The sequence below is a fragment of the Neobacillus sp. BF23-41 genome (assembly GCF_041106275.1).
The window spans coordinates 40,697-64,137 of sequence record NZ_JBGBPR010000024.1 but is presented as its reverse complement, the minus strand read 5'-3'; the positions used below and the strand labels follow the sequence as shown (position 1 = coordinate 64,137).

Genomic DNA, 23,441 nt, shown 5'->3' with positions numbered 1-23,441 from the left:
GCGGAAGCGCCTTGCTCAGGGGCTTATGACCTCGAGCCCCTAGGCGCTCCTCAGAAAAGCTAACGCTTTTCTTTCGTTCGAGGCTTCGCTCCGAAGCATAATCTTATGGAGCTAGATTAGATATTAGATAGAGTGGGGTAATGATATGACCTACCAAGTCATTCTCCCGGCAGCGGGCCAGGGAAAAAGAATGGGAGCAGGGAAAAATAAGCTTTTATTGGAACTTAACGGTATTCCTGTGCTAATCCATACATTAAGGGTGTTTGAACAGGATGAAGCTTGCAGCGGGATTATTTTAGCGATTCACCCACAGGATAAACCAGAATTTCAAGTGTTACTCGATCGGTATCATGTGACGAAGGTAAACAACTTAGTACCGGGTGGAAATGAACGTCAAGATAGTATTTATAATGCACTTAAATCAGTCGAAACCGACGGGATTATTCTTGTGCATGATGCGGCACGTCCTTTTATCTTAAAAGAACATATCCACCGTTTAATGGAAATGGCTGAAGAAACAGGTGCAGCTATTTTGGGAGTGCCGGCAAAAGACACCATGAAAAAGATAAATGATGGTGTGGTCGTTGAAACTGTCGAACGTTCAAGCTTGTGGGCTGTTCAAACCCCACAAGCTTTTCGCATTTTGCTGCTTAAGGAAGCGTACGAAAAGGCCCAAAAGGATCACTTTCTGGGTACCGATGACGCTAGTTTGGTTGAGCGGCTTCACTATCCTGTTGCGGTGGTAGAAGGCGATTACGATAATATAAAACTAACCACACCAGAAGACTTGTTCTTTGCTGAAGCGATATTGAAAAAAAGGGGTTTTTAATGATGTTTCGAATTGGTCAGGGCTTTGATGTCCATCAATTAACAGAAGGGCGCCCGCTAATCATTGGTGGGATTACAATCCCTTATGAAAGGGGGTTGCTAGGTCATTCAGATGCTGATGTGTTATTACATACGGTTTCCGATGCCTGCCTTGGTGCGATTGGGGAAGGCGATATTGGCAAACACTTTCCGGATACCGATCCAAATTTTAAAGATGCTGACTCCGCGAAGCTGATGGAGCATGTATGGCAATTGGTGAAAAATAAAGGGTACGAGCTTGTGAATGCCGATTGTACAATTATTGCTCAACAGCCAAAAATGGCACCCTATATTGAGCAAATGCGCGGTAGGATTGCGGAATTACTAGAGGCAGCACCTGAACAAGTCAATGTAAAGGCGACAACAACAGAAAAGCTAGGCTTCACTGGCAGAGGGGAAGGCATTGCCTCCCAGGTGGTTGTATTGTTAAAAAAGGTTAACAATTAACCTTTTACAGTGAAGGGCACAATGATACAATGAATCAGATAAAAACATATGGTAAAGCTGTCTAGCTCCAGCTCCTAGGGGCTTTTGCTTTTCGAGAATGGAGGCATTATAGTTATGTCAAACGAAGTTCGTGTAAGATATGCTCCAAGTCCAACGGGACATTTACATATTGGAAACGCCCGTACTGCATTATTTAATTATTTATTTGCACGCCATCATGGCGGGAAATTTATTATCCGAATTGAAGATACCGATAAAAAGCGGAATATTGAAGGCGGAGAAGAAAGCCAGTTAAAATATTTAAAATGGCTTGGGATGGATTGGGACGAGAGTGTCGACGTTGGCGGCGAATATGGTCCCTATCGCCAATCTGAGCGTAATGATCTTTATGAAACCTACTACAACCAATTATTAGCAAATGGCCATGCCTATAAATGTTATTGTACAGAAGCTGAGATTGAAGCAGAGCGGGAAGCCCAGAGTGAAAGAGGGGAAACACCTCATTATTCTGGTAAATGCCGCCATTTAACCGATGAACAACGCCATCAATTTGAAAGTGAAGGCCGTCAGCCAAGCATCCGCATCCTCGTACCTGAAGGGAAAACCTATACGTTTGATGATATGGTCAAAGGCAGCGTTTCGTTTGAATCGGAAGGGATGGGTGATTGGGTCATCATTAAAAAGGATGGCACCCCAACCTATAACTTTGCTGTAACGATTGATGATTATTTAATGAAAATCTCTCATGTGCTCCGTGGCGATGATCATATTTCTAACACGCCAAAGCAATTGATGGTCTATGAAGCATTAGGCTGGGAGCCGCCAATTTTTGGACACATGACTTTGATTGTCAATGAAAGCCGCAAAAAGTTAAGTAAGCGTGATGAGTCCATCATTCAGTTTATTGAACAATATGAAGAATTGGGTTATATTCCAGAAGCATTATTTAACTTTATCACACTACTCGGCTGGTCGCCGGCAGGTGAAGAAGAAATTTACTCTAAGAACGAGTTTATTGAAATATTTGATGCGAATCGCCTTTCCAAATCCCCAGCATTATTTGATAAGCAAAAGCTGTTGTGGATGAATAACCAATATATGAAAAAAATTGAGATGAACCGTGTAGTTGATCTGGCTATGCCTCACTTAATTAAGGCAGGCCGAATAAGTGAAAGCATGACAGATGAACAGTATCAATGGCTCCAAGGACTTGTAGCTCTTTTACAGGAAAAAATGAGCTTTGGTGCTGAAATCGTGGAATTATCAGATATGTTCTTTCAAGAGGATGCCATCTATGAAGAAGATGCGAAGGAAATTTTAGCAGCAGAAACAGTCCCAGAGGTGTTAAGGGCATTTTTACATGAACTTGACCAACTGGAAAATTTCCGCGCTGATGGTATAAAGGCAGCCATGAAGGCAGTTCAAAAGTCGACCGGTCAAAAGGGGAAAAATCTATTTATGCCAATTCGTGCGGCGGTAACAGGTCAAACACATGGACCAGACCTGCCAATGGCAATTGAACTCTTAGGTAAAGATAAGGTTCAAACGAGAATTAATAAAATTATTAGTTAACATTGGGGAAGAAATGTAATATAGTAGAGTAAACAATTATATAGTTACTAAAGTGTAGAAGAGGATAAGTAAAAAAAGGATGCTTTAAAGAGAAAACCATCACCGGCTGAAAGTGGTTTAAGCCTCTCGTTTTTTGAAATGCACCTCTGAGCCCTGTTTCGAAAAGAGTCAACTTCTAGTAGAAATGGGCGGAACCTATCCGTTAACAGGTAGAGTGAGACCCATATTAAGCTTTCCGTTACCAAAACGAGCTTTTCGGTCTAATCAGAGTGGAACCGCGCATAAGCGTCTCTGTCGTTAAGACAGAGGCGCTTTTTTGTTTACCAAACAATAGGGGGAGAATGGAAATGTTCAAGAAGTTGAGGGAGGACGTTGAGGTTGTTTTTGAACAAGATCCTGCAGCAAGAAGTCATTTAGAAGTCATCTTGACGTATTCAGGCTTGCATGCCATTTGGTCACATCGATTCGCGCATGCACTCTTTAATCGGAAATTCTATTTTCTAGCCAGGGTTATTTCGCAAGTAAGCCGGTTTTTTACCGGAATTGAAATTCATCCTGGGGCAAAAATAGGCAGAAGATTTTTTATTGACCATGGTATGGGCGTTGTTATAGGGGAAACGTGTGAAATTGGGGATAATGTAACTATATATCAAGGGGTAACACTTGGTGGAACGGGTAAAGAGAAAGGAAAGCGGCATCCGACGATTAAGGATAATGTCCTGATTGCCACAGGTGCAAAGGTGCTTGGTTCGATAACCGTTGGAGAAAATTCCAAAATTGGCGGCGGCTCGGTTGTATTGATAGAAGTACCGCCTAACTCAACGGTAGTTGGAATTCCAGGCAGAGTGGTGATCCAGGATGGAAGAAGAATTACAAGAGATTTGAACCACTGTGACTTACCAGACCCTGTAGCAGACCGCTTAAGGGAAATGCAAAATGATCTGGATAAATTAATGCACGAACTCGAAGAATTAAAAGGAGAAAGGATACAAGTCAATGGCCATTCAACTTTATAATACACTAACGCGCAATAAGGAAACGTTCGTACCGCTCGAAGAAGGAAAAGTCAAAATGTATGTTTGCGGTCCGACGGTCTATAATTATATTCATATCGGTAATGCACGTCCGGCAATCGTCTTTGATACCGTTCGGCGCTATTTGGAATATCGCGGCTATGATGTTCAATATGTTTCTAATTTTACCGATGTCGATGACAAATTGATTCGTGCTGCCAATCAATTAGGAGAAAGTGTTCCGGCGATTGCGGACCGATTTATCAATGCTTATTTTGAAGATGTGACGGCATTAGGCTGCCAAAAGGCAGATGTTCATCCGCGGGTAATGGAAAACATGGACATTATCATTGATTTTATTAATCAATTAGTCGAAAAAGGGTACGCTTATGAATCTGCAGGGGATGTTTATTTCCGGACAAGAAAATTCGATGAATATGGTAAGCTATCGCATCAATCCATTGATGACCTCCAGATAGGTGCAAGAATTGAAGTCGGCGATAGGAAACAAGACGACTTAGACTTTGCCCTATGGAAAGCGGCCAAGGAAGGCGAAATCTTCTGGGAGAGTCCGTGGGGACTTGGCCGGCCGGGCTGGCATATCGAGTGCTCGGCAATGGCGAAAAAGTATCTTGGCGAAACCATTGATATTCATGCCGGTGGACAGGATTTGACCTTCCCGCATCATGAAAATGAAATTGCCCAGTCAGAAGCACTGTCCGGAAAATTATTTTCTCGTTACTGGATGCATAATGGCTATATCAATATTGATAATGAAAAAATGTCTAAATCATTAGGAAATTTCGTCCTTGTTCATGACATTATTAAAAAACATAATCCGCAAGTGTTACGGTTTTTTATGTTATCCGTTCATTACCGCAATCCGATTAATTACAGCGAGGAATTACTGGAGAGTACGAGAGCAGCATTTGAACGCATAACCACCTCTTATCAAAACTTAAAGCATCGGAAAGAAGCGAGTACTGACTTAACAGGTTCGAATCAAGTATGGCTTGAAGGTATTGCAAAAAGGCAAGAAGAATTTATTGAGGCAATGGATGATGATTTCAATACAGCTAAAGCTATTTCCGTTTTATTCGACCTTTCAAAACTGGCTAATTATTATCTTTTAGAAAAAAATACAGCTGTAGAAGTCATTGATTCCTTTACAAAACAATTTGAAAAGTTATTCCATGTCTTAGGGCTGACATTTGAAAAAGAAGAAATGCTCGATGAAGAAATCGATGCGCTGATTGAAAAGCGAATCCAAGCTCGAAAAGACCGTAATTTCCAATTGTCTGACCAAATAAGAGATCAGCTAAAGGAAATGAATATTATTTTAGAAGATACACCGCAGGGTACAAGGTGGAAAAGAGGCTAATTCATGCTTGAATATGAAAATACAGTGGATGTTAAACAATTGAATAGTCTCGCTCTTGCCTACATGGGTGACGCGATTTATGAAACCTATGTAAGGCGCCACCTTCTCTACAGCGGTAAGGTAAGACCGAATCAGTTACACCGCACCGGGACCACTTACGTGTCGGCAAAGGCACAAAGCCAAATTCTTTTTCAAATGATGGATCATAAACTGCTGGATGAAGAAGAATTAGCGGTGGTCATGCGCGGTAGAAATGCAAAATCAGGCACTGTTCCTAAAAATACAGATGTCCAAACTTATCACTACAGTACAGCATTTGAAGCATTGATGGGTTATCTGTATTTAACGGGTAAAAAAGAACGTTTAGAAGCGCTTATTAGCAGGGCATTTTCATATGTGGAGCAAAGAAAGGAGGAACGCTAAGATGGAACAACAAGAATATATTGTAGGCAAAAATCCAGTCATCGAAGCGCTTAAATCAGAAAGGGATATTAATAAAATATTAATTGCCGAAGGATCGCAGCGTGGCCAAATGCAGCAAATTACGCAATTAGCCAAAGAAGCAAATGTGATTGTTCAATTTGTTCCTAAGAAAAAAATTGACCAAATCGCGGATGAAAATCATCAAGGAGTTCTTGCCTATGTGGCTGCCTATCAATATGCGGAAATGGATGATTTGTTTGCAGCAGCAGAAAAGAAAAATGAAACGCCATTCTTTTTATTGCTGGACGAAATTGAGGATCCTCATAACCTTGGGTCGATCATGAGAACAGCCGATTCAGTCGGTGCTCATGGCATCATTATTCCAAAGCGTCGGGCTGTCGGCCTAACAGCAACAGTTGCCAAAGCTTCGACAGGTGCGATTGAATATATCCCAGTGGTCCGTGTCACTAATATGGCGCGAACCATCGATGAACTTAAGGAACGAGGTATTTGGATTGCCGGAACAGATGCAAAAGGCAAAGATGATTACCGAAGATTAGACGGGACGCTGCCACTGGGCTTGGTGATTGGCAGTGAAGGAAAAGGCATGGGAAGACTCATCCGCGATAAATGTGATTTTCTCATTCATTTGCCAATGGTTGGTAAAGTAACCTCGTTAAATGCTTCTGTTGCGGCGGCTTTACTGATGTATGAGGTATATCGAAAACGACACACACTTGAGGGATAGTAATGGATATCCTGCTTGTGGACGGTTACAACATCATCGGAGCCTGGCCTGAACTAAGAGCTTTAAAGGATCATGATTTACCTGCTGCACGGGACCGCTTAGTGGAAAGAATGGCTGAATACCAAGCCTATTCAGGCTTCCGTGTGATTGTGGTATTCGATGCCTATTATGTACAAGGGACGGAAAAGAAGTATAAAAATCATAAAATAGAAGTTATCTTTACGAAAGAAAATGAGACGGCAGATGAGCGGATTGAAAAAATGGCCATTAGTTTAAGCAATCGAAGAACACAAATTCATGTAGCGACTTCCGACTTTACAGAGCAATGGGCTATTTTTGGACAAGGGGCATTAAGGAAGTCTGCACGTGAATTGCTCATTGAAATGTCTTCGATTGAAAGAGGCATCGAAAAGAAAGTGAAAACCATTCAAGAAAAAAGACCCGTTTCTAAAATAAAGATGAGTACGGAAATGGCAGAAATTTTCGAAAAGTGGCGCAGAGGACAAAAGTGAACGTGGACTAATAAAAAATTGTCATGTATACTATTACTATCTATGCTTGTTCGGTGGAGGGGATCTACTTTGAGTACGGACTTCGGAACAAAGACCAACCAGCAGTTTCTGATAATGGAAGACGAGGGAATTGTTGATTTAGTGCACCAAGGTGATAGTGAAGCATTGGATTACTTAATCCATAAGTATCGTAATTTTGTACGTGCAAAAGCAAGGTCCTATTTTTTAATCGGTGCAGATAAGGAAGATATTGTCCAAGAAGGTATGATTGGACTGTATAAGGCAATTCGTGACTTTCGGGAGGACAAGCTTACCTCCTTCAAGGCATTTGCAGAGCTTTGTATAACTCGTCAAATCATTACAGCAATCAAAACCGCCACAAGGCAGAAGCATATCCCGTTAAATTCATACGTTTCATTGGACAAGCCAATCTACGATGAAGAATCGGACCGAACATTAATGGATGTTTTATCAGGGACAAAGGTTCTTGACCCAGAGGAACTGATTATTAATCAGGAAGAATTTGACCATATCGAAGTGAAAATGACTGAATTATTAAGTGATTTAGAAAGGAAGGTATTGGCTCTCTACTTAGATGGTCAATCATACCAAGAAATTTCTGAAGAGCTAAACCGCCATGTGAAATCAATTGATAATGCCCTGCAGCGTGTCAAAAGAAAGCTGGAAAGATATTTAGAACTTCGTGAATTTTCGCTTTGATGATTAAATATGTCATATAATTGAACCATTCCCAAGGGTTATTGACAATAATTAGGACTCATGTTACATTTTTAAGGATATAATAGAAAATTGGGTAAAGGTGTCGACTATGAGTAAAAAAGTAATCCTTTCCTGTGCTGAATGCGGATCGCGAAATTATTCGACGATCAGCAAGCAGACACAAACAGAGAGATTAGAATTGAAAAAATTCTGCAAAACCTGCACCACCCATACCATTCATAGAGAAACGAAATAATGATCATAGATCTTTGCAGTTATTTTTAGATTTTGGGGGTTACAGAAATGCAGCGCATAACTAAATTCTTCAGTGATATTTTCCGTGAGATGAGAAAAGTTAGCTGGCCAAAACGTGGGGAACTAACTCGCTCGACGCTTACTGTACTATCGACCGTTGTTTTTTTTGCAGCGTTCTTTGCGGTTCTAGATTTAGGGATTTCAAAATTGATTCGCTTAATTCTTGAATAATAAATCAACTTTCATGGTATAATGGTGATTAATAAATCAATTTTTATCTAAAGCCCGTTTCACGGGTTTTTTGTTTGTTTAAAAAATAGTCTTTGAATAAGAAATAGGGAGGGACGGACGTTCAAGTCCTCTTAAATGGAAAAAAATTGGTATGTTTTACATACTTACTCAGGTTATGAAAATAAGGTAAAAGCAAATTTAGAAAAACGAGTCGAATCGATGGGTATGACAGATAAGATTTTCAGAGTAGTTGTCCCAGAAGAAGAAGAGACTGAGATCAAAAACGGTAAGAAAAAAGTAGTAAAGCGCAAAGTGTTCCCTGGTTATGTATTAGTAGAAATTGTAATGACTGATGATTCTTGGTATGTGGTTCGGAATACACCGGGTGTAACAGGCTTTGTTGGTTCATCTGGTGGTGGATCGAAGCCCACTCCATTGCTTCCGGAAGAAGTCGTTGTTATTTTAAAACGCATGGGCGTTTCCGAAAATCGCGTCGATGCCAATTACGAGATTGGTGAAACGGTCCGCGTGAAGGAAGGTCCATTTGCGAACTTTACTGGGTCTGTGGAAGAAATGGATAAGGATCGTGCGAAACTGAAGGTTCTTGTCAATATGTTCGGCCGTGATACCCCGGTAGAACTGGATTTCACACAAATCGAGAAGCTAGATTAAGACAAGCAGAAGTGCCTCAATTGCGGCGATATTCAAAGAAAATAATGTTATATTGTAAAAAAACTTGAAATCATTCTTAAAAAGTGGTAATATTTCATAGGTCAGTATGTCTCCTTGTGAGACAAGACTTATGTCAAGTTCTTTATGATCAATAGATAAAGACAGATGCCTGAGTGGGAGGATTCCTAACGGATTCCTATTACCACATCACGGACTTTAAGGAGGTGTGTCTCGTGGCTAAAAAAGTAATTAAAGTCGTTAAATTACAAATTCCTGCTGGGAAAGCAAACCCTGCGCCACCAGTTGGTCCTGCACTAGGTCAAGCCGGTGTTAATATCATGGGATTCTGTAAAGAATTTAACGCTCGTACAGCAGATCAAGCTGGTTTGATCATTCCTGTTGAAATCACGGTATTTGAAGACCGTTCATTTACATTTATTACGAAAACTCCTCCTGCTGCCGTTCTTTTGAAAGTAGCAGCTGGAATCCAGTCTGGTTCTGGTGAACCTAACCGTAATAAAGTAGCAACAGTAAAGCGTGATACAGTACGCGAGATTGCGGAACAAAAAATGCCTGACCTAAACGCAGCTAGCGTTGAAGCAGCAATGCGCATGGTCGAAGGTACTGCACGCAGCATGGGTATCGTCATCGAAGACTAATTCATGTAACTGTTCGTGTTGAATGAGTGGGGTTGCGTTTCTGCGCAACCTTTATTCGTGGGAGAATAATTCGCTAAAACCACAATCTAGGAGGAAATAAAAATGGCTAAAAAAGGTAAGAAGTATTTAGAAGCTTCAAAGCTTGTAGATCGCCTAAAGGCATATCCGATTGCAGAAGCAATTGATCTTGCTAAAAAAACAAACTTCACTAAATTTGATGCAACTCTAGAAGTAGCATTCCGTTTAGGTGTTGACCCTAAGAAAGCTGACCAACAAATCCGTGGTGCAGTTGTACTTCCAAACGGAACTGGTAAAACGCAACGCGTTCTAGTTTTCGCTAAGGGTGAAAAAGTGAAAGAAGCAGAAGCAGCTGGTGCTGATTATGTAGGTGATGCAGAGTACATCAACAAAATCCAACAAGGTTGGTTTGAATTTGATGTAATCGTAGCAACTCCTGACATGATGGGTGAAGTTGGTAAACTTGGTCGTGTATTAGGACCTAAAGGTTTAATGCCAAACCCTAAAACAGGTACAGTTACATTTGATGTGACTCGTGCGATTAATGAAATTAAAGCTGGTAAAGTTGAATACCGCGTTGACAAGTCTGGTAACATTCACGTGCCAATCGGTAAAGCATCTTTCGAAAACGAGAAGCTTGTTGAAAACTTCAGCACTATCTTTGAAACTATGCTAAAAGTGAAGCCATCTGCTGCAAAAGGAACTTACATGAAGAACGTAACTGTTGCTTCAACTATGGGACCTGGCGTTAAAGTTGATCCTTCATCTGTAGCAGTTAAATAAATTTTACCAATTGACAATCTAGAATAGATTTTATATAATCTATTTTGTTGTTTAAAATAATAACATTTGTACTGTAGACAGCAGGTGCTCTAGCAGCTTAATTTCCTGCCGAGGTAATGCGATAGAATTAGCTGAACTTGTTCAGCTGTTGTATGCTGCCTCCATGTCACCGATTGATATGGAGGCTTTTATTTGCCTGGTATAAATGTAGACATTCTACAGGAGGTGTAAAGATGAGCAGTGTAATCGAATTAAAGAAACAAATCGTTGATGAAATTACTGATAAGTTAAAAGCTAGTGTTTCTACTGTTGTTGTTGATTATCGTGGTCTTTCAGTTGCAGAAGTAACTGAACTTCGTAAACAACTTCGCGAAGCAGGCGTTGAATTTAAAGTTTACAAAAACTCAATGGTTCGCCGTGCGGCTGAAGCTGCTGAACTTGCTGGATTAAACGCTGCATTAACAGGCCCTAACGCAATTGCGTTCAGTACTGAAGATGTAGTAGCACCAGCTAAGATCTTGAATGACTTTGCGAAAAAACATGAAGCACTTGAACTTAAAGCGGGTGTAATTGAAGGAAACGTTGCAACAGCCGAAGAAATTAAAGCTCTTGCAGACCTACCATCACGCGAAGGTTTACTATCTATGTTACTCAGCGTACTACAAGCTCCAATCCGCAACCTTGCTCTTGTTACAAAAGCAGTTGCAGAACAAAAAGAAGAACAAGGCGCGTAAGTTAGCCTGAATACGCACATCAAATAAATTTGAACGAAAACTAAGGAGGAAATTTATCATGACTAAAGAACAAATCATTGAAGCAGTTAAAACTATGACTGTTTTAGAACTTAACGATCTAGTAAAAGCAATCGAAGAAGAATTCGGCGTAACTGCTGCAGCTCCTGTTGCAATGGGTGGCGCAGCTGTAGCGGCTGTTGAAGAACAAACTGAATTTGATGTTATCCTAGCTAGCGCTGGCGATCAAAAAATCAAGGTTATCAAAGTTGTTCGTGAAATCACTGGTCTTGGACTTAAAGAAGCAAAAGACCTTGTTGACAACACACCAAAAGCTGTTAAAGAAGGCGTTTCTAAAGAAGAAGCTGAAGAAGTTAAAGCTAAACTTGCTGAAGTTGGAGCAAACGTTGAAGTTAAGTAATAATCTTATAAAAAAGCTCGCTGTATAAGCGGGCTTTTTTTGCCTTAACTAAATTTTTAGTCCTCGTTTATCTTCAATTATTAATATTCCTCGGAGGTGAGTCAGTTGTCTGAACACTACTATTCTCGAATGCAGAAGGTTGAGAGTGATCCAAAATTTTGGGATTACACTTTAAAAAATAACCAGTTCCGTTTTAAAACGGATAACGGTGTTTTTTCAAAAAGAGAAGTAGATTTCGGCTCACGTTTATTAATTGAGTCTTTTGTAATGCCGAATGCAGATGGATTACTCCTGGATGTAGGCTGCGGCTATGGACCAATTGGTCTTTCGATTGCGAAATCTTACCATGATCGTATGATACATATGATTGATGTTAATGAAAGGGCAATTGCTTTGGCGAAGGAAAATGCAGAACTTAATCGGATACAGAACGTTAAGATATATGAAAGTGATCGTTTGCTGAATGTAAAAGAAAACACGTTTGCTGCTATTTTAACAAATCCACCGATTAGAGCGGGGAAAAAAACGGTTCATGATATTTTTGAACAAAGCTTCGAGCATCTTACATCTCAGGGTGAGCTCTGGGTTGTCATTCAAAAGAAACAAGGAGCACCATCCGCAATTGAAAAATTAAATAATTTATTTAACCACGTCGAAACTATTGACAAATCCAAAGGTTATTTTGTCATAAAGGCACAAAAAAGTTGACTTGAAAATGTCACTATGATAGCATTATAAAATGCCATCATAATAATTTCCGAATTATTCCTTAAAATACTTAATTTCAGTGTATAAAAAAGGGATATTAAGGAAATGATGACAAAATAATAGTCAAAATGTGAAAATGTGGTTTTTAGTAAAAAACCCTTTTTCTTTTTGTTTATTGGAAAGGAAGTAAAATTCTGATCCATAAACGCTTATAGATTTTAATAATAACGCTTGATTTGAGGGGTGAATCAGTTGACAGGTCAACTAGTTCAGTATGGACGACACCGCCAACGAAGAAGTTACGCACGAATCAGTGAAGTTTTAGAATTACCAAATCTTATTGAAATCCAAACCTCTTCCTATCAATGGTTTCTTGATGAGGGTTTGCGTGAAATGTTCCAGGATATTTCACCAATAGAAGACTTTACTGGTAACCTATCACTAGAATTTATTGATTACAGCCTTGGCGATCCAAAGTATTCTGTTGAAGAATCAAAAGAACGGGACGTTACATATTCTGCTCCATTACGTGTAAAAGTACGTCTTGTAAACAAAGAAACAGGCGAAGTAAAAGATCAAGATGTTTTTATGGGTGATTTTCCACTTATGACTGAAACGGGTACGTTTGTCATTAACGGGGCAGAACGTGTTATCGTTTCACAATTAGTGCGTTCTCCGAGCGTTTACTTTAGTGGAAAACTCGATAAAAATGGAAAACGTGGCTACTCGGCTACTGTCATTCCGAACCGCGGCGCTTGGCTGGAATATGAAACAGACGCCAAAGATGTCGTATATGTGAGAATAGATCGTACTCGGAAACTGCCCGTTACGGTTCTTTTGCGTGCACTTGGCTTCGGTTCTGATCAAGAAATCATCGAATTAATCGGTGATAACGAGTACATCCGTAACACATTAGAAAAGGACAATACAGAAGGTGTTGACAAAGCGCTTCTAGAAATTTATGAGCGACTTCGTCCGGGTGAACCCCCTACTGTTGAAAACGCAAAGAGTCTATTAATTTCGCGTTTCTTCGATCCAAAGCGATATGATCTTGCAAATGTAGGTCGTTATAAAATTAATAAAAAGCTTCATATTAAAAACCGCTTATTCAACCAGCGCTTAGCAGAATCCCTTGCGGATCCTGAAACGGGCGAAATTATCGCTGAAAAGGGAACAGTTCTAGACAGGAGAAATCTAGATAGAGTGTTGCCAGCCCTAGAAAAGAATATTAATTTCAAAGGCTTCAATCCTTATGGCGGCGTAGTCGCTGAGGAAATTACTCTTCAGGACATTAAGATTTATGCTCCTGGCGATGAAAATGAAAAAGTAATTAATGTCTTAGGTAACGCCTATGTGGCCGAACCAATTAAAAATATTACACCTGCAGATATCATTGCATCGATTAGCTACTTCTTCAATTTATTGCATGGAGTAGGGGATACAGATGATATTGACCATCTAGGAAACAGACGTCTTCGCTCTGTAGGAGAACTCCTACAAAATCAGTTCCGAATCGGATTATCCCGTATGGAACGTGTTGTACGCGAAAGAATGTCAATCCAAGATACAGCAACAATCACACCACAGCAATTAATTAATATTCGTCCGGTTATTGCTTCGATAAAAGAGTTCTTCGGAAGCTCGCAATTATCGCAGTTCATGGATCAAACCAACCCGCTTGCTGAATTAACACACAAGCGTCGTCTATCTGCATTAGGACCTGGTGGTTTAACGCGTGAGCGTGCCGGATTCGAAGTTCGTGACGTTCACTACTCTCACTATGGCCGTATGTGTCCGATCGAGACACCAGAGGGTCCGAACATTGGTCTGATTAACTCGTTATCATCTTATGCAAAAGTAAACCGTTTTGGGTTTATTGAAACACCTTACCGTCGTGTCGACCCTGATACAGGGAAAGTTACAAGCCGGATTGATTACTTAACTGCTGATGAAGAAGATAACTATGTTACAGCCCAAGCGAATTCTCGTCTAAGTGATGATGGTTCATTCGTCGATGAAGATGTTGTTGCTCGTTTCCGTGGTGAAAACACGGTAGTTAAACGTGAACGAATTGATTATATGGATGTATCGCCAAAGCAGGTTGTGTCTGCGGCAACAGCGTGTATCCCGTTCCTTGAAAACGATGACTCCAACCGTGCCCTTATGGGTGCGAACATGCAGCGTCAAGCAGTACCGCTTATGCAGCCAGAAGCTCCAAGAGTTGGAACGGGTATGGAATATGTATCCGGTAAAGACTCAGGTGCTGCGGTTATCTGTAAGCACGAAGGTATTGTTGAGCATGTAGAAGCACGTGAAGTATGGGTGCGTCGCATTAATGTTGTTGATGGTCAAGAGGTTAAAGGTAATCTTGATAAGTACCGTATGTTAAAATTCATCCGTTCCAACCAAGGAACATGTTATAACCAACGTCCAATCGTTGCTGTGGGCAACCGCGTAACAAAAGGCGAAATTCTTGCTGATGGTCCATCAATGGAACTTGGCGAATTAGCCCTTGGACGCAACGTCCTTGTTGCCTTTATGACATGGGATGGCTATAACTATGAAGATGCGATTATTATGAGTCAACGTCTTGTTAAAGATGATGTATACACATCTATCCATATTGAAGAATACGAGTCAGAATCTCGTGATACAAAGCTTGGACCTGAAGAAATTACACGTGATATTCCAAACGTGGGTGAAGATGCCCTTCGCAACTTGGATGAGCGTGGAATTATCCGTACCGGTGCTGAAGTTAAAGACGGAGACCTTCTAGTTGGTAAAGTTACCCCAAAAGGGGTTACAGAATTAACGGCAGAAGAACGCCTTTTACACGCGATCTTTGGTGAAAAGGCACGTGAAGTTCGTGATACGTCGTTACGAGTTCCACATGGCGGCGGCGGTATTGTTCTTGATGTAAAAGTCTTTAATCGTGAAGATGGCGATGAACTGCCACCAGGTGTGAATCAACTGGTCCGTGTTTATATCGTTCAGAAGCGTAAGATTTCTGAGGGAGATAAAATGGCGGGACGTCACGGTAACAAAGGGGTAATCTCTCGTATTTTACCGGAAGAAGATATGCCATTTTTACCAGATGGTACACCTGTTGATATCATGTTAAATCCACTGGGCGTACCTTCACGTATGAACATTGGACAGGTGCTTGAACTTCACCTTGGGATGGCAGCTCGCTACCTAGGTATTCATGTCGCTTCTCCTGTTTTTGATGGAGCGCGTGAAGAAGATGTTTGGGGAACGATTGAAGAAGCAGGAATGGCTCGTGATGCGAAAACGGTCCTATATGATGGCCGTTCTGGGGAACCATTTGATAACCGTGTCTCTGTGGGTGTCATGTATATGATTAAACTCGCACACATGGTCGATGATAAACTCCATGCCCGTTCAACTGGTCCTTACTCACTTGTTACGCAGCAGCCATTGGGCGGTAAAGCTCAATTTGGTGGTCAGCGCTTTGGTGAGATGGAAGTTTGGGCACTTGAAGCATACGGAGCAGCATACACACTTCAAGAAATTCTTACTGTTAAATCAGATGATGTTGTTGGTCGTGTGAAAACATATGAAGCGATTGTTAAAGGCGAAAATGTTCCAGAACCTGGTGTTCCTGAATCATTCAAAGTATTAATTAAAGAACTTCAAAGTCTTGGAATGGATGTAAAAATTCTTTCTGGTGATGAAGAAGAAATCGAAATGCGCGATACGGAAGATGACGATGACTTACAACAAGTCGATACGTTAAACATCGTTCCTGAGCAGGCATTTGAATCTGAAAAAGTCGGTTCGAAAGAGTAATAATATATGCTAGTTGGAGTGCAATCTGCACTCCAACTTAACTTGATTCCTAGCTGCAGCGCGCAACCCCTCGAGGTCATAAGCCAAAATCCTCCAGAAGGCAAAAGACGCCTTCTTGCGGATTTCGTCTTATGCTTGTCGGGGCTAAGACGCGCGCTTCCGCTTTATAACGCAATAAGGGTAAAACCTGGAGATATCAAAAGGGAGGTAGGCCCCTTGCTGGATGTTAATAATTTTGAGTATATGAAGATTGGTCTTGCTTCACCGGACAAAATCCGTTCATGGTCTTTCGGAGAAGTCAAAAAACCAGAAACGATTAACTATCGTACATTAAAGCCTGAAAAGGATGGTTTATTCTGTGAACGAATTTTCGGTCCAACGAAGGACTGGGAATGTCATTGTGGGAAGTACAAACGTGTCCGTTATAAAGGCGTTGTATGTGACCGCTGTGGTGTGGAAGTAACTCGTGCTAAAGTTCGTCGTGAACGAATGGGGCACATCGAGCTTGCTGCACCAGTTTCACATATATGGTACTTTAAAGGAATTCCAAGCCGAATGGGACTTGTTTTAGACATGTCACCAAGGGCTTTGGAGGAAATCATCTACTTTGCTTCTTATGTAGTGACGGAATCCGGTGATACAGCTCTTGATAAAAAGCAGCTATTATCTGAAAAAGAATATCGGGCATACCGTGAAAAGTACGGAAACAAATTCCAAGCTGCCATGGGTGCAGAAGCAATTAAAAAACTTCTTTTTGATATCGATTTAAACAAGGAAGTAGACGCCTTAAAAGAGGAATTAAAAAGTGCACAAGGTCAGCGTCGTACGCGTGCGATTAAACGCCTTGAAGTGCTGGAAGCATTCCGTGGTTCTGGAAATGAGCCTTCATGGATGATTCTTGACGTTCTTCCAGTTATACCTCCTGAACTTCGTCCAATGGTTCAATTGGATGGGGGGAGATTTGCGACATCTGACTTAAACGATCTTTATCGTCGTGTAATAAACCGTAATAACCGCTTAAAGCGTTTGTTAGATTTAGGTGCTCCAAGCATAATTGTTCAGAATGAAAAACGGATGCTTCAAGAAGCAGTTGATGCCTTGATTGATAACGGCCGCCGCGGGCGTCCAGTTACAGGACCAGGTAACCGTCCATTGAAGTCACTTTCCCATATGCTAAAAGGAAAGCAAGGCCGTTTCCGTCAAAACTTGCTTGGAAAACGTGTAGATTATTCTGGACGTTCCGTTATCGTTGTAGGACCAAACCTTAAAATGTATCAGTGCGGACTTCCTAAAGAAATGGCGTTAGAACTATTTAAGCCCTTTGTTATGAAGGAACTCGTTGAAAAGGGCTTAGCGCATAACATCAAATCTGCAAAACGTAAAATAGAAAGAGTATCTCCAGATGTGTGGGATGTACTTGAAGATGTAATCAGAGAGCATCCGGTATTATTAAACCGTGCCCCTACATTGCATAGATTAGGGATTCAAGCATTTGAACCAACACTTGTTGAAGGCCGTGCGATTCGTCTTCATCCTCTTGTATGTACAGCATACAATGCGGATTTTGATGGTGACCAAATGGCTGTTCACGTGCCGCTTTCATCAGAGGCACAAGCAGAAGCACGATTATTAATGCTTGCAGCACAAAATATCTTAAACCCTAAAGATGGTAAGCCTGTTGTTACTCCTTCTCAAGACATGGTTTTAGGTAACTATTACTTAACATTGGAAAGAGATGGCGCTGTCGGTGAGGGAATGATTTTTAAAGACACGAACGAAGCAGTACTTGCTTATCAAAACGGCTATGTTCACATGCATACACGTGTAGCTGTCCATGCGGGCTCATTAGGAAATGAAACATTCACAGAAGAACAAAATAATAAGTTATTAATCACAACGGTTGGTAAACTTATTTTCAATGAAATTCTGCCAAAATCATTCCCGTATATTAATGAACCAACTAGACATAATTTGGAAGTAGAAACACCTGTAAAATATTTTGTTGAAAAAGGCGAAGACATTAGGGCGAAAATTCAAGAAATGTCATTAATTGATCCGTTCAAAAAGAAAATCCTTGGAAATATCATTGCTGAAGTATTCAAGCGTTTCAAAATTACCGAAACGTCAAAAATGCTTGATCGCATGAAGGACTTGGGCTTTAAGCATTCAACGAAAGCAGGACTTACGGTTGGTGTAGCTGACATTGTCGTACTTCCTGAAAAGCAGGAAATTCTTAAAGAAGCACAAGGTAAAGTAGATAACGTTTTGAAGCAGTTCAGACGTGGTCTAATTACTGAAGATGAGCGTTACGATCGTGTTATTGCGATCTGGAGTGCCGCAAAAGACACCATTCAAGGTAAACTAATGAAATCCCTGAATAAATCGAATCCAATCTTTATGATGAGTGATTCCGGTGCCCGTGGTAACGCATCTAACTTTACCCAGTTAGCTGGTATGCGTGGTCTAATGGCCAACCCGGCTGGACGAATTATTGAATTACCGATTAAATCAAGTTTCCGTGAAGGATTAACGGTATTAGAGTACTTTATCTCCACTCATGGTGCGCGTAAAGGTCTTGCTGATACTGCCCTTAAAACGGCTGACTCTGGTTACTTAACACGTCGTCTTGTTGACGTTGCACAGGATGTTATTGTCCGTGAAGATGATTGTGGAACAGACCGTGGCTTTATAATCAGTGCATTAAAAGACGGAACTGAAATTATCGAAGGATTGGATGAACGTCTAATTGGCCGTCATGCACGAACTGCGATTAGACATCCAGAAACCAAGAAAGTACTTGTTCCTGAAAATGGCTTGATTACTGAGGATTTAGCAGAAATTATTGTCGAAGCAGGTATTGAACAAGTAAAAATCCGGTCTGCGTTTACATGTAATACCCGTCATGGTGTATGTAAGAAGTGTTATGGCCGCAACTTGGCAACTGGTCAAGAGGTTGAGGTTGGTGAATCTGTAGGTATTATTGCAGCGCAATCCATCGGTGAGCCGGGTACACAGTTAACAATGCGTACTTTCCATACAGGTGGTGTTGCGGGAGACGATATTACTCAAGGTTTACCGCGTATCCAAGAGATTTTTGAAGCTCGTAACCCTAAAGGTCAAGCAGTTATCACTGAAATTGAAGGTGTTGTTGTTGGAATTAATGAAGGCCGTGATCGCCAACATGAAATTGTTGTTCAAGGTGAAGTTGAATCACGCACCTACAATGCTCCATATACAGCACGCTTAAAAGTGGCAGTAAATGATCATGTCGCTCGTGGTGAAGAACTAACTGAAGGTTCGATTGATCCGAAAGAGTTAATCCGAGTAAAAGATGTTACATCTGTTCAAGAGTACCTATTAAAAGAAGTACAAAAGGTTTACCGTATGCAAGGGGTAGAAATTGGTGATAAGCACGTTGAAGTAATGGTCCGTCAAATGCTGCGCAAGGTTCGTGTGGGGGATGCTGGTGAAACAGATGTTCTTCCAGGAACGCTTCTTGATATCCATCAGTTTACTGATGCGAATGAAAAGGCATTGTTAGCTGGCAAATTACCGGCTACTGGTCGTCCAGTATTACTTGGTATTACCAAAGCGTCGCTTGAAACTGATTCATTCCTATCTGCAGCATCGTTCCAAGAAACAACAAGAGTTCTTACCGATGCAGCCATCAAAGGTAAACGTGATGAATTACTAGGTCTAAAAGAAAATGTTATTATCGGAAAGCTGATTCCGGCTGGAACAGGGATGCCGCGTTATCGCAAAGCTGAGCCTGTACTCCGTGATACCACTTCTGAAGAAACAGTTACTATTGATTAATAATAATAAGGAATCTGCTAACTAGCAGATTCCTTATTTTAAGAAATTATTTTAAGTCGTGTTGACATCTATTTGTAAAGATGGTACTATATCAAAGGTGCTCCTATTCACCTGATACTTTGGAGGATATGAATTATGTCTTATGAAAAAGTATTGCAGGCACAAAAGTTCGTTATAGGAACAAAACAAACAGTCAAAGCACTTAAAGATGGTAATGTGCGAGAGTTGATTATAGCAAGTGATGCTGATGCGAAAGTAACAGCAGTAGTTGCTAAAGAAGCTCTTGATATAAATGTTCCTATCCTATATGTTGACTCGATGAAAAAACTCGGGAAGGCATGCGGGATTGAAGTTGGTGCTTCAACTGTTGCAATTATCAGCTAAAAGCGTTTTTGTAGATAGAATGTCTGCAGAAACTTTGTTTTTGCGAAAAAATGAACCACCTGGATGTGTGGGCTTACAAATAATGAAGGGAGGAAACACAAATGCCTACTATTAACCAATTAGTGCGCAAGCCTCGTCAATCTAAAGAGGAAAAGTCAAAATCACCTGCGTTAAATAAAGGTTATAACAGCTTCAAAAAATCACAAACGAATGTATCTTCACCACAAAAACGCGGTGTATGTACTCGTGTTGGTACAATGACACCAAAGAAACCAAACTCAGCGTTACGTAAATATGCGCGTGTACGTTTGACTAATGGTATCGAGGTAACTGCATACATTCCTGGTATTGGTCACAATCTTCAAGAGCACAGCGTTGTTCTTATCCGTGGAGGACGTGTAAAAGATTTACCAGGGGTACGTTATCACATCGTACGTGGAGCACTTGATACAGCTGGTGTAAACAACCGTATGCAAGGACGTTCTAAATACGGTACAAAGAGACCAAAAGCAGCTAAGAAATAAAACAACTTAAATAGAAGCTTCTTTGAAAGGAGGAAATATAATGCCACGTAAAGGTCCTGTAGCAAAAAGAGACGTGTTACCAGATCCGCTTTATAACTCTAAATTAGTTACTCGTTTAATCAACAAAATGATGGTTGACGGTAAAAGAGGTAAATCACAAGAAATTCTTTACTCTGCGTTCGATACAATCCGCGAACGTACTGGCAAAGAGCCAATGGAAGTTTTTGAAGCAGCACTTAAAAACATCATGCCTGTACTTGAAGTTAAAGCTCGCCGTGTAGGTGGTGCTAATTACCAAGTTCCAGTTGAGGTGCGTCCTGACCGCCGTTCAACTTTAGGTCTTCGTTGGTTAGTGAATTATTCACGTAACCGTGGAGAAAAAACGATGGAAGAGCGTTTAGCTAATGAAATCATGGATGCAGCTAACAACACTGGTGCATCTGTTAAAAAGCGTGAAGATACACACAAAATGGCAGAAGCAAACAAAGCGTTTGCTCACTATCGTTGGTAATCTAACCTTCAATATAAAAACTTTCAAACTAGGAAGGAGAAAGACCCAATGGCAAGAGAGTTCTCCTTAGCAAACACTCGTAATATCGGTATCATGGCTCACATTGATGCCGGTAAGACGACTACCACTGAGCGTGTTCTTTATTACACTGGTCGTATCCATAAGATTGGTGAAACACATGAAGGTGCTTCTCAGATGGACTGGATGGAGCAAGAACAAGAGCGCGGAATCACAATCACTTCCGCTGCAACAACAGCACAATGGCATGGCCATCGTGTAAACATTATCGATACACCGGGACACGTAGACTTTACAGTTGAAGTTGAACGTTCTTTGCGTGTTCTCGATGGTGCAGTAGCTGTACTTGATGCACAGTCTGGTGTTGAGCCGCAAACTGAAACAGTTTGGCGCCAAGCAACAACTTACGGTGTACCTCGTGTAGTATTTGTAAACAAGATGGACAAAATTGGAGCAGACTTCTTATATTCAGTAGGAACAATCCATGACCGTCTTCAAGCAAATGCACATCCAATTCAGTTGCCAATCGGTGCTGAAGATCAGTTTGAGGCAATCATTGACCTTGTGGAAATGAACGCTGTATTCTACGGTAATGACTTAGGTACTGATATTGAAGTACGTGAGATTCCTGAAGAATATAAAGCACAAGCTGAAGAATACCGTGAAAAGTTAGTAGAAGCAGTAGCTGAGTTAGATGAAGTATTAATGGAGAAATACCTTGGTGGAGAAGAAATCACTAAAGAAGAGCTTAAAGCAGCAATTCGTAAAGGTACTGTTAATGTTGAATTCTATCCAGTTATCTGTGGCTCAGCATTCAAAAACAAAGGTGTTCAGCTAATGTTAGATGCTGTTATCGATTACCTTCCATCACCATTAGATGTTCCTGCAATTAAAGGTCATGCTGTTGATGATGATGAAGAAATCGTTGAACGTCATTCTAGCGATGAAGAGCCATTTTCTGCTCTAGCATTCAAAGTTATGACTGACCCTTATGTTGGTAAATTAACATTCTTCCGCGTTTACTCTGGTACATTAGATGCTGGATCATATGTCCAAAACTCTACAAAAGGTAAGCGTGAGCGTGTAGGACGTATCCTGCAAATGCATGCAAACAGCCGCCAGGAAATCTCTAAGGTTTATGCTGGTGACATTGCTGCTGCTGTAGGTTTGAAAGATACAACTACTGGTGATACTCTTTGTGATGAGAAAAATCTTGTTATCCTTGAGTCTATGGTATTCCCAGAACCAGTAATTCAACTTTCAGTAGAACCAAAATCAAAAGCTGACCAAGACAAAATGACAACTGCACTTCAAAAACTTCAAGAAGAAGATCCTACATTCCGTGCACATACTGACCAGGAAACTGGACAAGTAATCATTGCAGGTATGGGTGAACTTCACCTTGATATTCTTGTAGACCGTATGCGTCGTGAGTTTAAGGTAGAAGCTAATGTTGGTGCGCCTCAGGTTGCATATCGCGAAACTTTCCGTGCTTCTGCACAAGTTGAAGGTAAATTCGCACGTCAATCTGGTGGTCGTGGTCAATACGGACACGTTTGGATTGAATTCTCTCCGAATGATGAAGGAAAAGGATTCGAATTCGTTAACGGTATCGTTGGTGGTGTAGTTCCTCGTGAATACATCCCTGCAGTCCAAGCTGGTCTTGAAGATGCACTTGATCGCGGTGTTCTTGCTGGATATCCTTTAGTTGATATCAAAGCAAGATTATTCGATGGTTCTTACCATGATGTTGACTCCTCTGAAATGGCATTTAAGATTGCTGCATCAATGGCTCTTAAAAATGCTGCTTCTAAGTGTAAGCCTGTTATTCTTGAGCCTATGATGAGAGTTGAAGTTGTTATCCCTGAAGAATATTTAGGAGATATCATGGGACAAATCACAGCTCGCCGTGGTCGTGTTGAAGGTATGGAAGCTCGTGGTAACGCACAAGTAGTTCGCTCTAGCGTTCCACTTTCAGAGATGTTTGGTTACGCAACAGCACTTCGTTCTAGTACTCAAGGACGTGGAGTATTCTCCATGCACTTCGATCACTATGAAGAAGTACCAAAGTCAGTTTCTGAAGAAATCATCAAAAAAAATAAGGGTGAATAATTGATTTTCACCTTTTGATAAAGTATAACTACAATTGTAAGCAGTGGAAGCCGTGAGTTTGGGACAACCATATTCACGGCTTACATAAAAAAACTAAACTTAAAT

At 40.8% G+C, this 23,441-nt stretch carries 23 protein-coding genes and 2 other annotated features; all 23 genes read left to right on the top strand.

From position 1 onward, the window contains the following. The first annotated feature begins 145 nt into the window (after positions 1–145). Positions 146–829: a 2-C-methyl-D-erythritol 4-phosphate cytidylyltransferase gene (gene ispD, locus AB7942_RS24810; protein WP_369448918.1), complete on the top strand. Its 684-nt coding sequence runs from the start codon at positions 146–148 to the stop codon at positions 827–829. A gap of 2 nt (positions 830–831) precedes the next feature. Beyond that, a complete protein-coding gene (ispF, locus tag AB7942_RS24805) occupies positions 832–1,314 on the top strand; it encodes a 2-C-methyl-D-erythritol 2,4-cyclodiphosphate synthase (protein ID WP_088084963.1) in 483 nt (160 codons plus the stop codon). 114 nt (positions 1,315–1,428) lie between these two features. Further along, positions 1,429–2,886 (top strand): glutamate--tRNA ligase, encoded by a 1,458-nt coding sequence (gene gltX / locus AB7942_RS24800; protein WP_369448917.1) that lies wholly within the window; start codon positions 1,429–1,431, stop codon positions 2,884–2,886. Between the two features lie 46 nt (positions 2,887–2,932). Beyond that, positions 2,933–3,182: a binding site (T-box leader), on the top strand. A gap of 51 nt (positions 3,183–3,233) precedes the next feature. Further along, a complete protein-coding gene (gene cysE / locus AB7942_RS24795) occupies positions 3,234–3,902 on the top strand; it encodes a serine O-acetyltransferase (RefSeq protein ID WP_335438628.1) in 669 nt (222 codons plus the stop codon). After that, on the top strand, positions 3,883–5,280 hold the full coding sequence (gene cysS / locus AB7942_RS24790) for a cysteine--tRNA ligase (RefSeq protein ID WP_369448916.1): 1,398 nt from the start codon (positions 3,883–3,885) through the stop codon (positions 5,278–5,280). The genes cysE and cysS overlap by 20 nt, the downstream gene beginning before the upstream one ends. Before the next feature lie 3 nt (positions 5,281–5,283). Next, a complete protein-coding gene (locus AB7942_RS24785; RefSeq protein ID WP_369448915.1) occupies positions 5,284–5,703 on the top strand; it encodes a Mini-ribonuclease 3 in 420 nt (139 codons plus the stop codon). 1 nt (position 5,704) lies between these two features. Beyond that, positions 5,705–6,451: a 23S rRNA (guanosine(2251)-2'-O)-methyltransferase RlmB gene (gene rlmB, locus AB7942_RS24780; protein WP_335438626.1), complete on the top strand. Its 747-nt coding sequence runs from the start codon at positions 5,705–5,707 to the stop codon at positions 6,449–6,451. 2 nt (positions 6,452–6,453) lie between these two features. Further along, positions 6,454–6,963, top strand: coding sequence for an NYN domain-containing protein (locus tag AB7942_RS24775; RefSeq protein ID WP_335438625.1), 510 nt, complete (start codon positions 6,454–6,456; stop codon positions 6,961–6,963). A gap of 69 nt (positions 6,964–7,032) precedes the next feature. Continuing rightward, entirely contained in the window at positions 7,033–7,683 is a 651-nt protein-coding gene (gene sigH, locus AB7942_RS24770; protein ID WP_369448914.1) for an RNA polymerase sporulation sigma factor SigH, read from the top strand. Positions 7,684–7,792: 109 nt separating this feature from the next. Beyond that, positions 7,793–7,939, top strand: a complete 147-nt coding sequence (rpmG, locus tag AB7942_RS24765; protein WP_369448913.1) for a 50S ribosomal protein L33 — start codon at positions 7,793–7,795, stop codon at positions 7,937–7,939. Positions 7,940–7,986: 47 nt separating this feature from the next. After that, the gene (gene secE / locus AB7942_RS24760; protein WP_088084972.1) at positions 7,987–8,169 is read left to right on the top strand and encodes a preprotein translocase subunit SecE; all 183 of its coding nucleotides are present in this window, start codon (positions 7,987–7,989) and stop codon (positions 8,167–8,169) included. A 135-nt stretch (positions 8,170–8,304) separates the two neighbouring features. Continuing rightward, positions 8,305–8,841 carry a transcription termination/antitermination protein NusG gene (gene nusG, locus AB7942_RS24755; RefSeq protein WP_098933849.1) on the top strand — a complete coding sequence of 179 codons (537 nt, stop codon included), beginning with the start codon at positions 8,305–8,307 and terminating at the stop codon, positions 8,839–8,841. Positions 8,842–9,074: 233 nt separating this feature from the next. Beyond that, positions 9,075–9,500, top strand: coding sequence for a 50S ribosomal protein L11 (gene rplK / locus AB7942_RS24750; RefSeq protein ID WP_007085303.1), 426 nt, complete (start codon positions 9,075–9,077; stop codon positions 9,498–9,500). Between the two features lie 102 nt (positions 9,501–9,602). Continuing rightward, positions 9,603–10,301, top strand: coding sequence for a 50S ribosomal protein L1 (gene rplA, locus AB7942_RS24745; protein ID WP_098933848.1), 699 nt, complete (start codon positions 9,603–9,605; stop codon positions 10,299–10,301). Between the two features lie 53 nt (positions 10,302–10,354). Beyond that, positions 10,355–10,501: a sequence feature (ribosomal protein L10 leader region), on the top strand. Positions 10,502–10,534: 33 nt separating this feature from the next. Beyond that, entirely contained in the window at positions 10,535–11,035 is a 501-nt protein-coding gene (gene rplJ, locus AB7942_RS24740) for a 50S ribosomal protein L10 (RefSeq protein WP_098933847.1), read from the top strand. A gap of 58 nt (positions 11,036–11,093) precedes the next feature. After that, complete coding sequence (rplL, locus tag AB7942_RS24735) at positions 11,094–11,453, top strand: 50S ribosomal protein L7/L12 (RefSeq protein WP_098933846.1); 360 nt, start codon at positions 11,094–11,096, stop codon at positions 11,451–11,453. Positions 11,454–11,558: 105 nt separating this feature from the next. Then, positions 11,559–12,161, top strand: a complete 603-nt coding sequence (locus AB7942_RS24730; RefSeq protein WP_369448912.1) for a class I SAM-dependent methyltransferase — start codon at positions 11,559–11,561, stop codon at positions 12,159–12,161. A gap of 252 nt (positions 12,162–12,413) precedes the next feature. Further along, the gene (gene rpoB / locus AB7942_RS24725; RefSeq protein WP_088084978.1) at positions 12,414–15,971 is read left to right on the top strand and encodes a DNA-directed RNA polymerase subunit beta; all 3,558 of its coding nucleotides are present in this window, start codon (positions 12,414–12,416) and stop codon (positions 15,969–15,971) included. 216 nt (positions 15,972–16,187) lie between these two features. Further along, the gene (rpoC, locus tag AB7942_RS24720) at positions 16,188–19,787 is read left to right on the top strand and encodes a DNA-directed RNA polymerase subunit beta' (RefSeq protein WP_098933857.1); all 3,600 of its coding nucleotides are present in this window, start codon (positions 16,188–16,190) and stop codon (positions 19,785–19,787) included. A 135-nt stretch (positions 19,788–19,922) separates the two neighbouring features. Beyond that, positions 19,923–20,171, top strand: coding sequence for a 50S ribosomal protein L7ae-like protein (locus AB7942_RS24715; protein WP_098933843.1), 249 nt, complete (start codon positions 19,923–19,925; stop codon positions 20,169–20,171). A 101-nt stretch (positions 20,172–20,272) separates the two neighbouring features. Further along, positions 20,273–20,695: a 30S ribosomal protein S12 gene (rpsL, locus tag AB7942_RS24710; RefSeq protein ID WP_026565517.1), complete on the top strand. Its 423-nt coding sequence runs from the start codon at positions 20,273–20,275 to the stop codon at positions 20,693–20,695. A gap of 40 nt (positions 20,696–20,735) precedes the next feature. Then, entirely contained in the window at positions 20,736–21,206 is a 471-nt protein-coding gene (gene rpsG / locus AB7942_RS24705) for a 30S ribosomal protein S7 (protein WP_098933842.1), read from the top strand. Positions 21,207–21,254: 48 nt separating this feature from the next. Next, positions 21,255–23,336 carry an elongation factor G gene (gene fusA, locus AB7942_RS24700; protein ID WP_369448911.1) on the top strand — a complete coding sequence of 694 codons (2,082 nt, stop codon included), beginning with the start codon at positions 21,255–21,257 and terminating at the stop codon, positions 23,334–23,336. Positions 23,337–23,441: the final 105 nt, after the last annotated feature.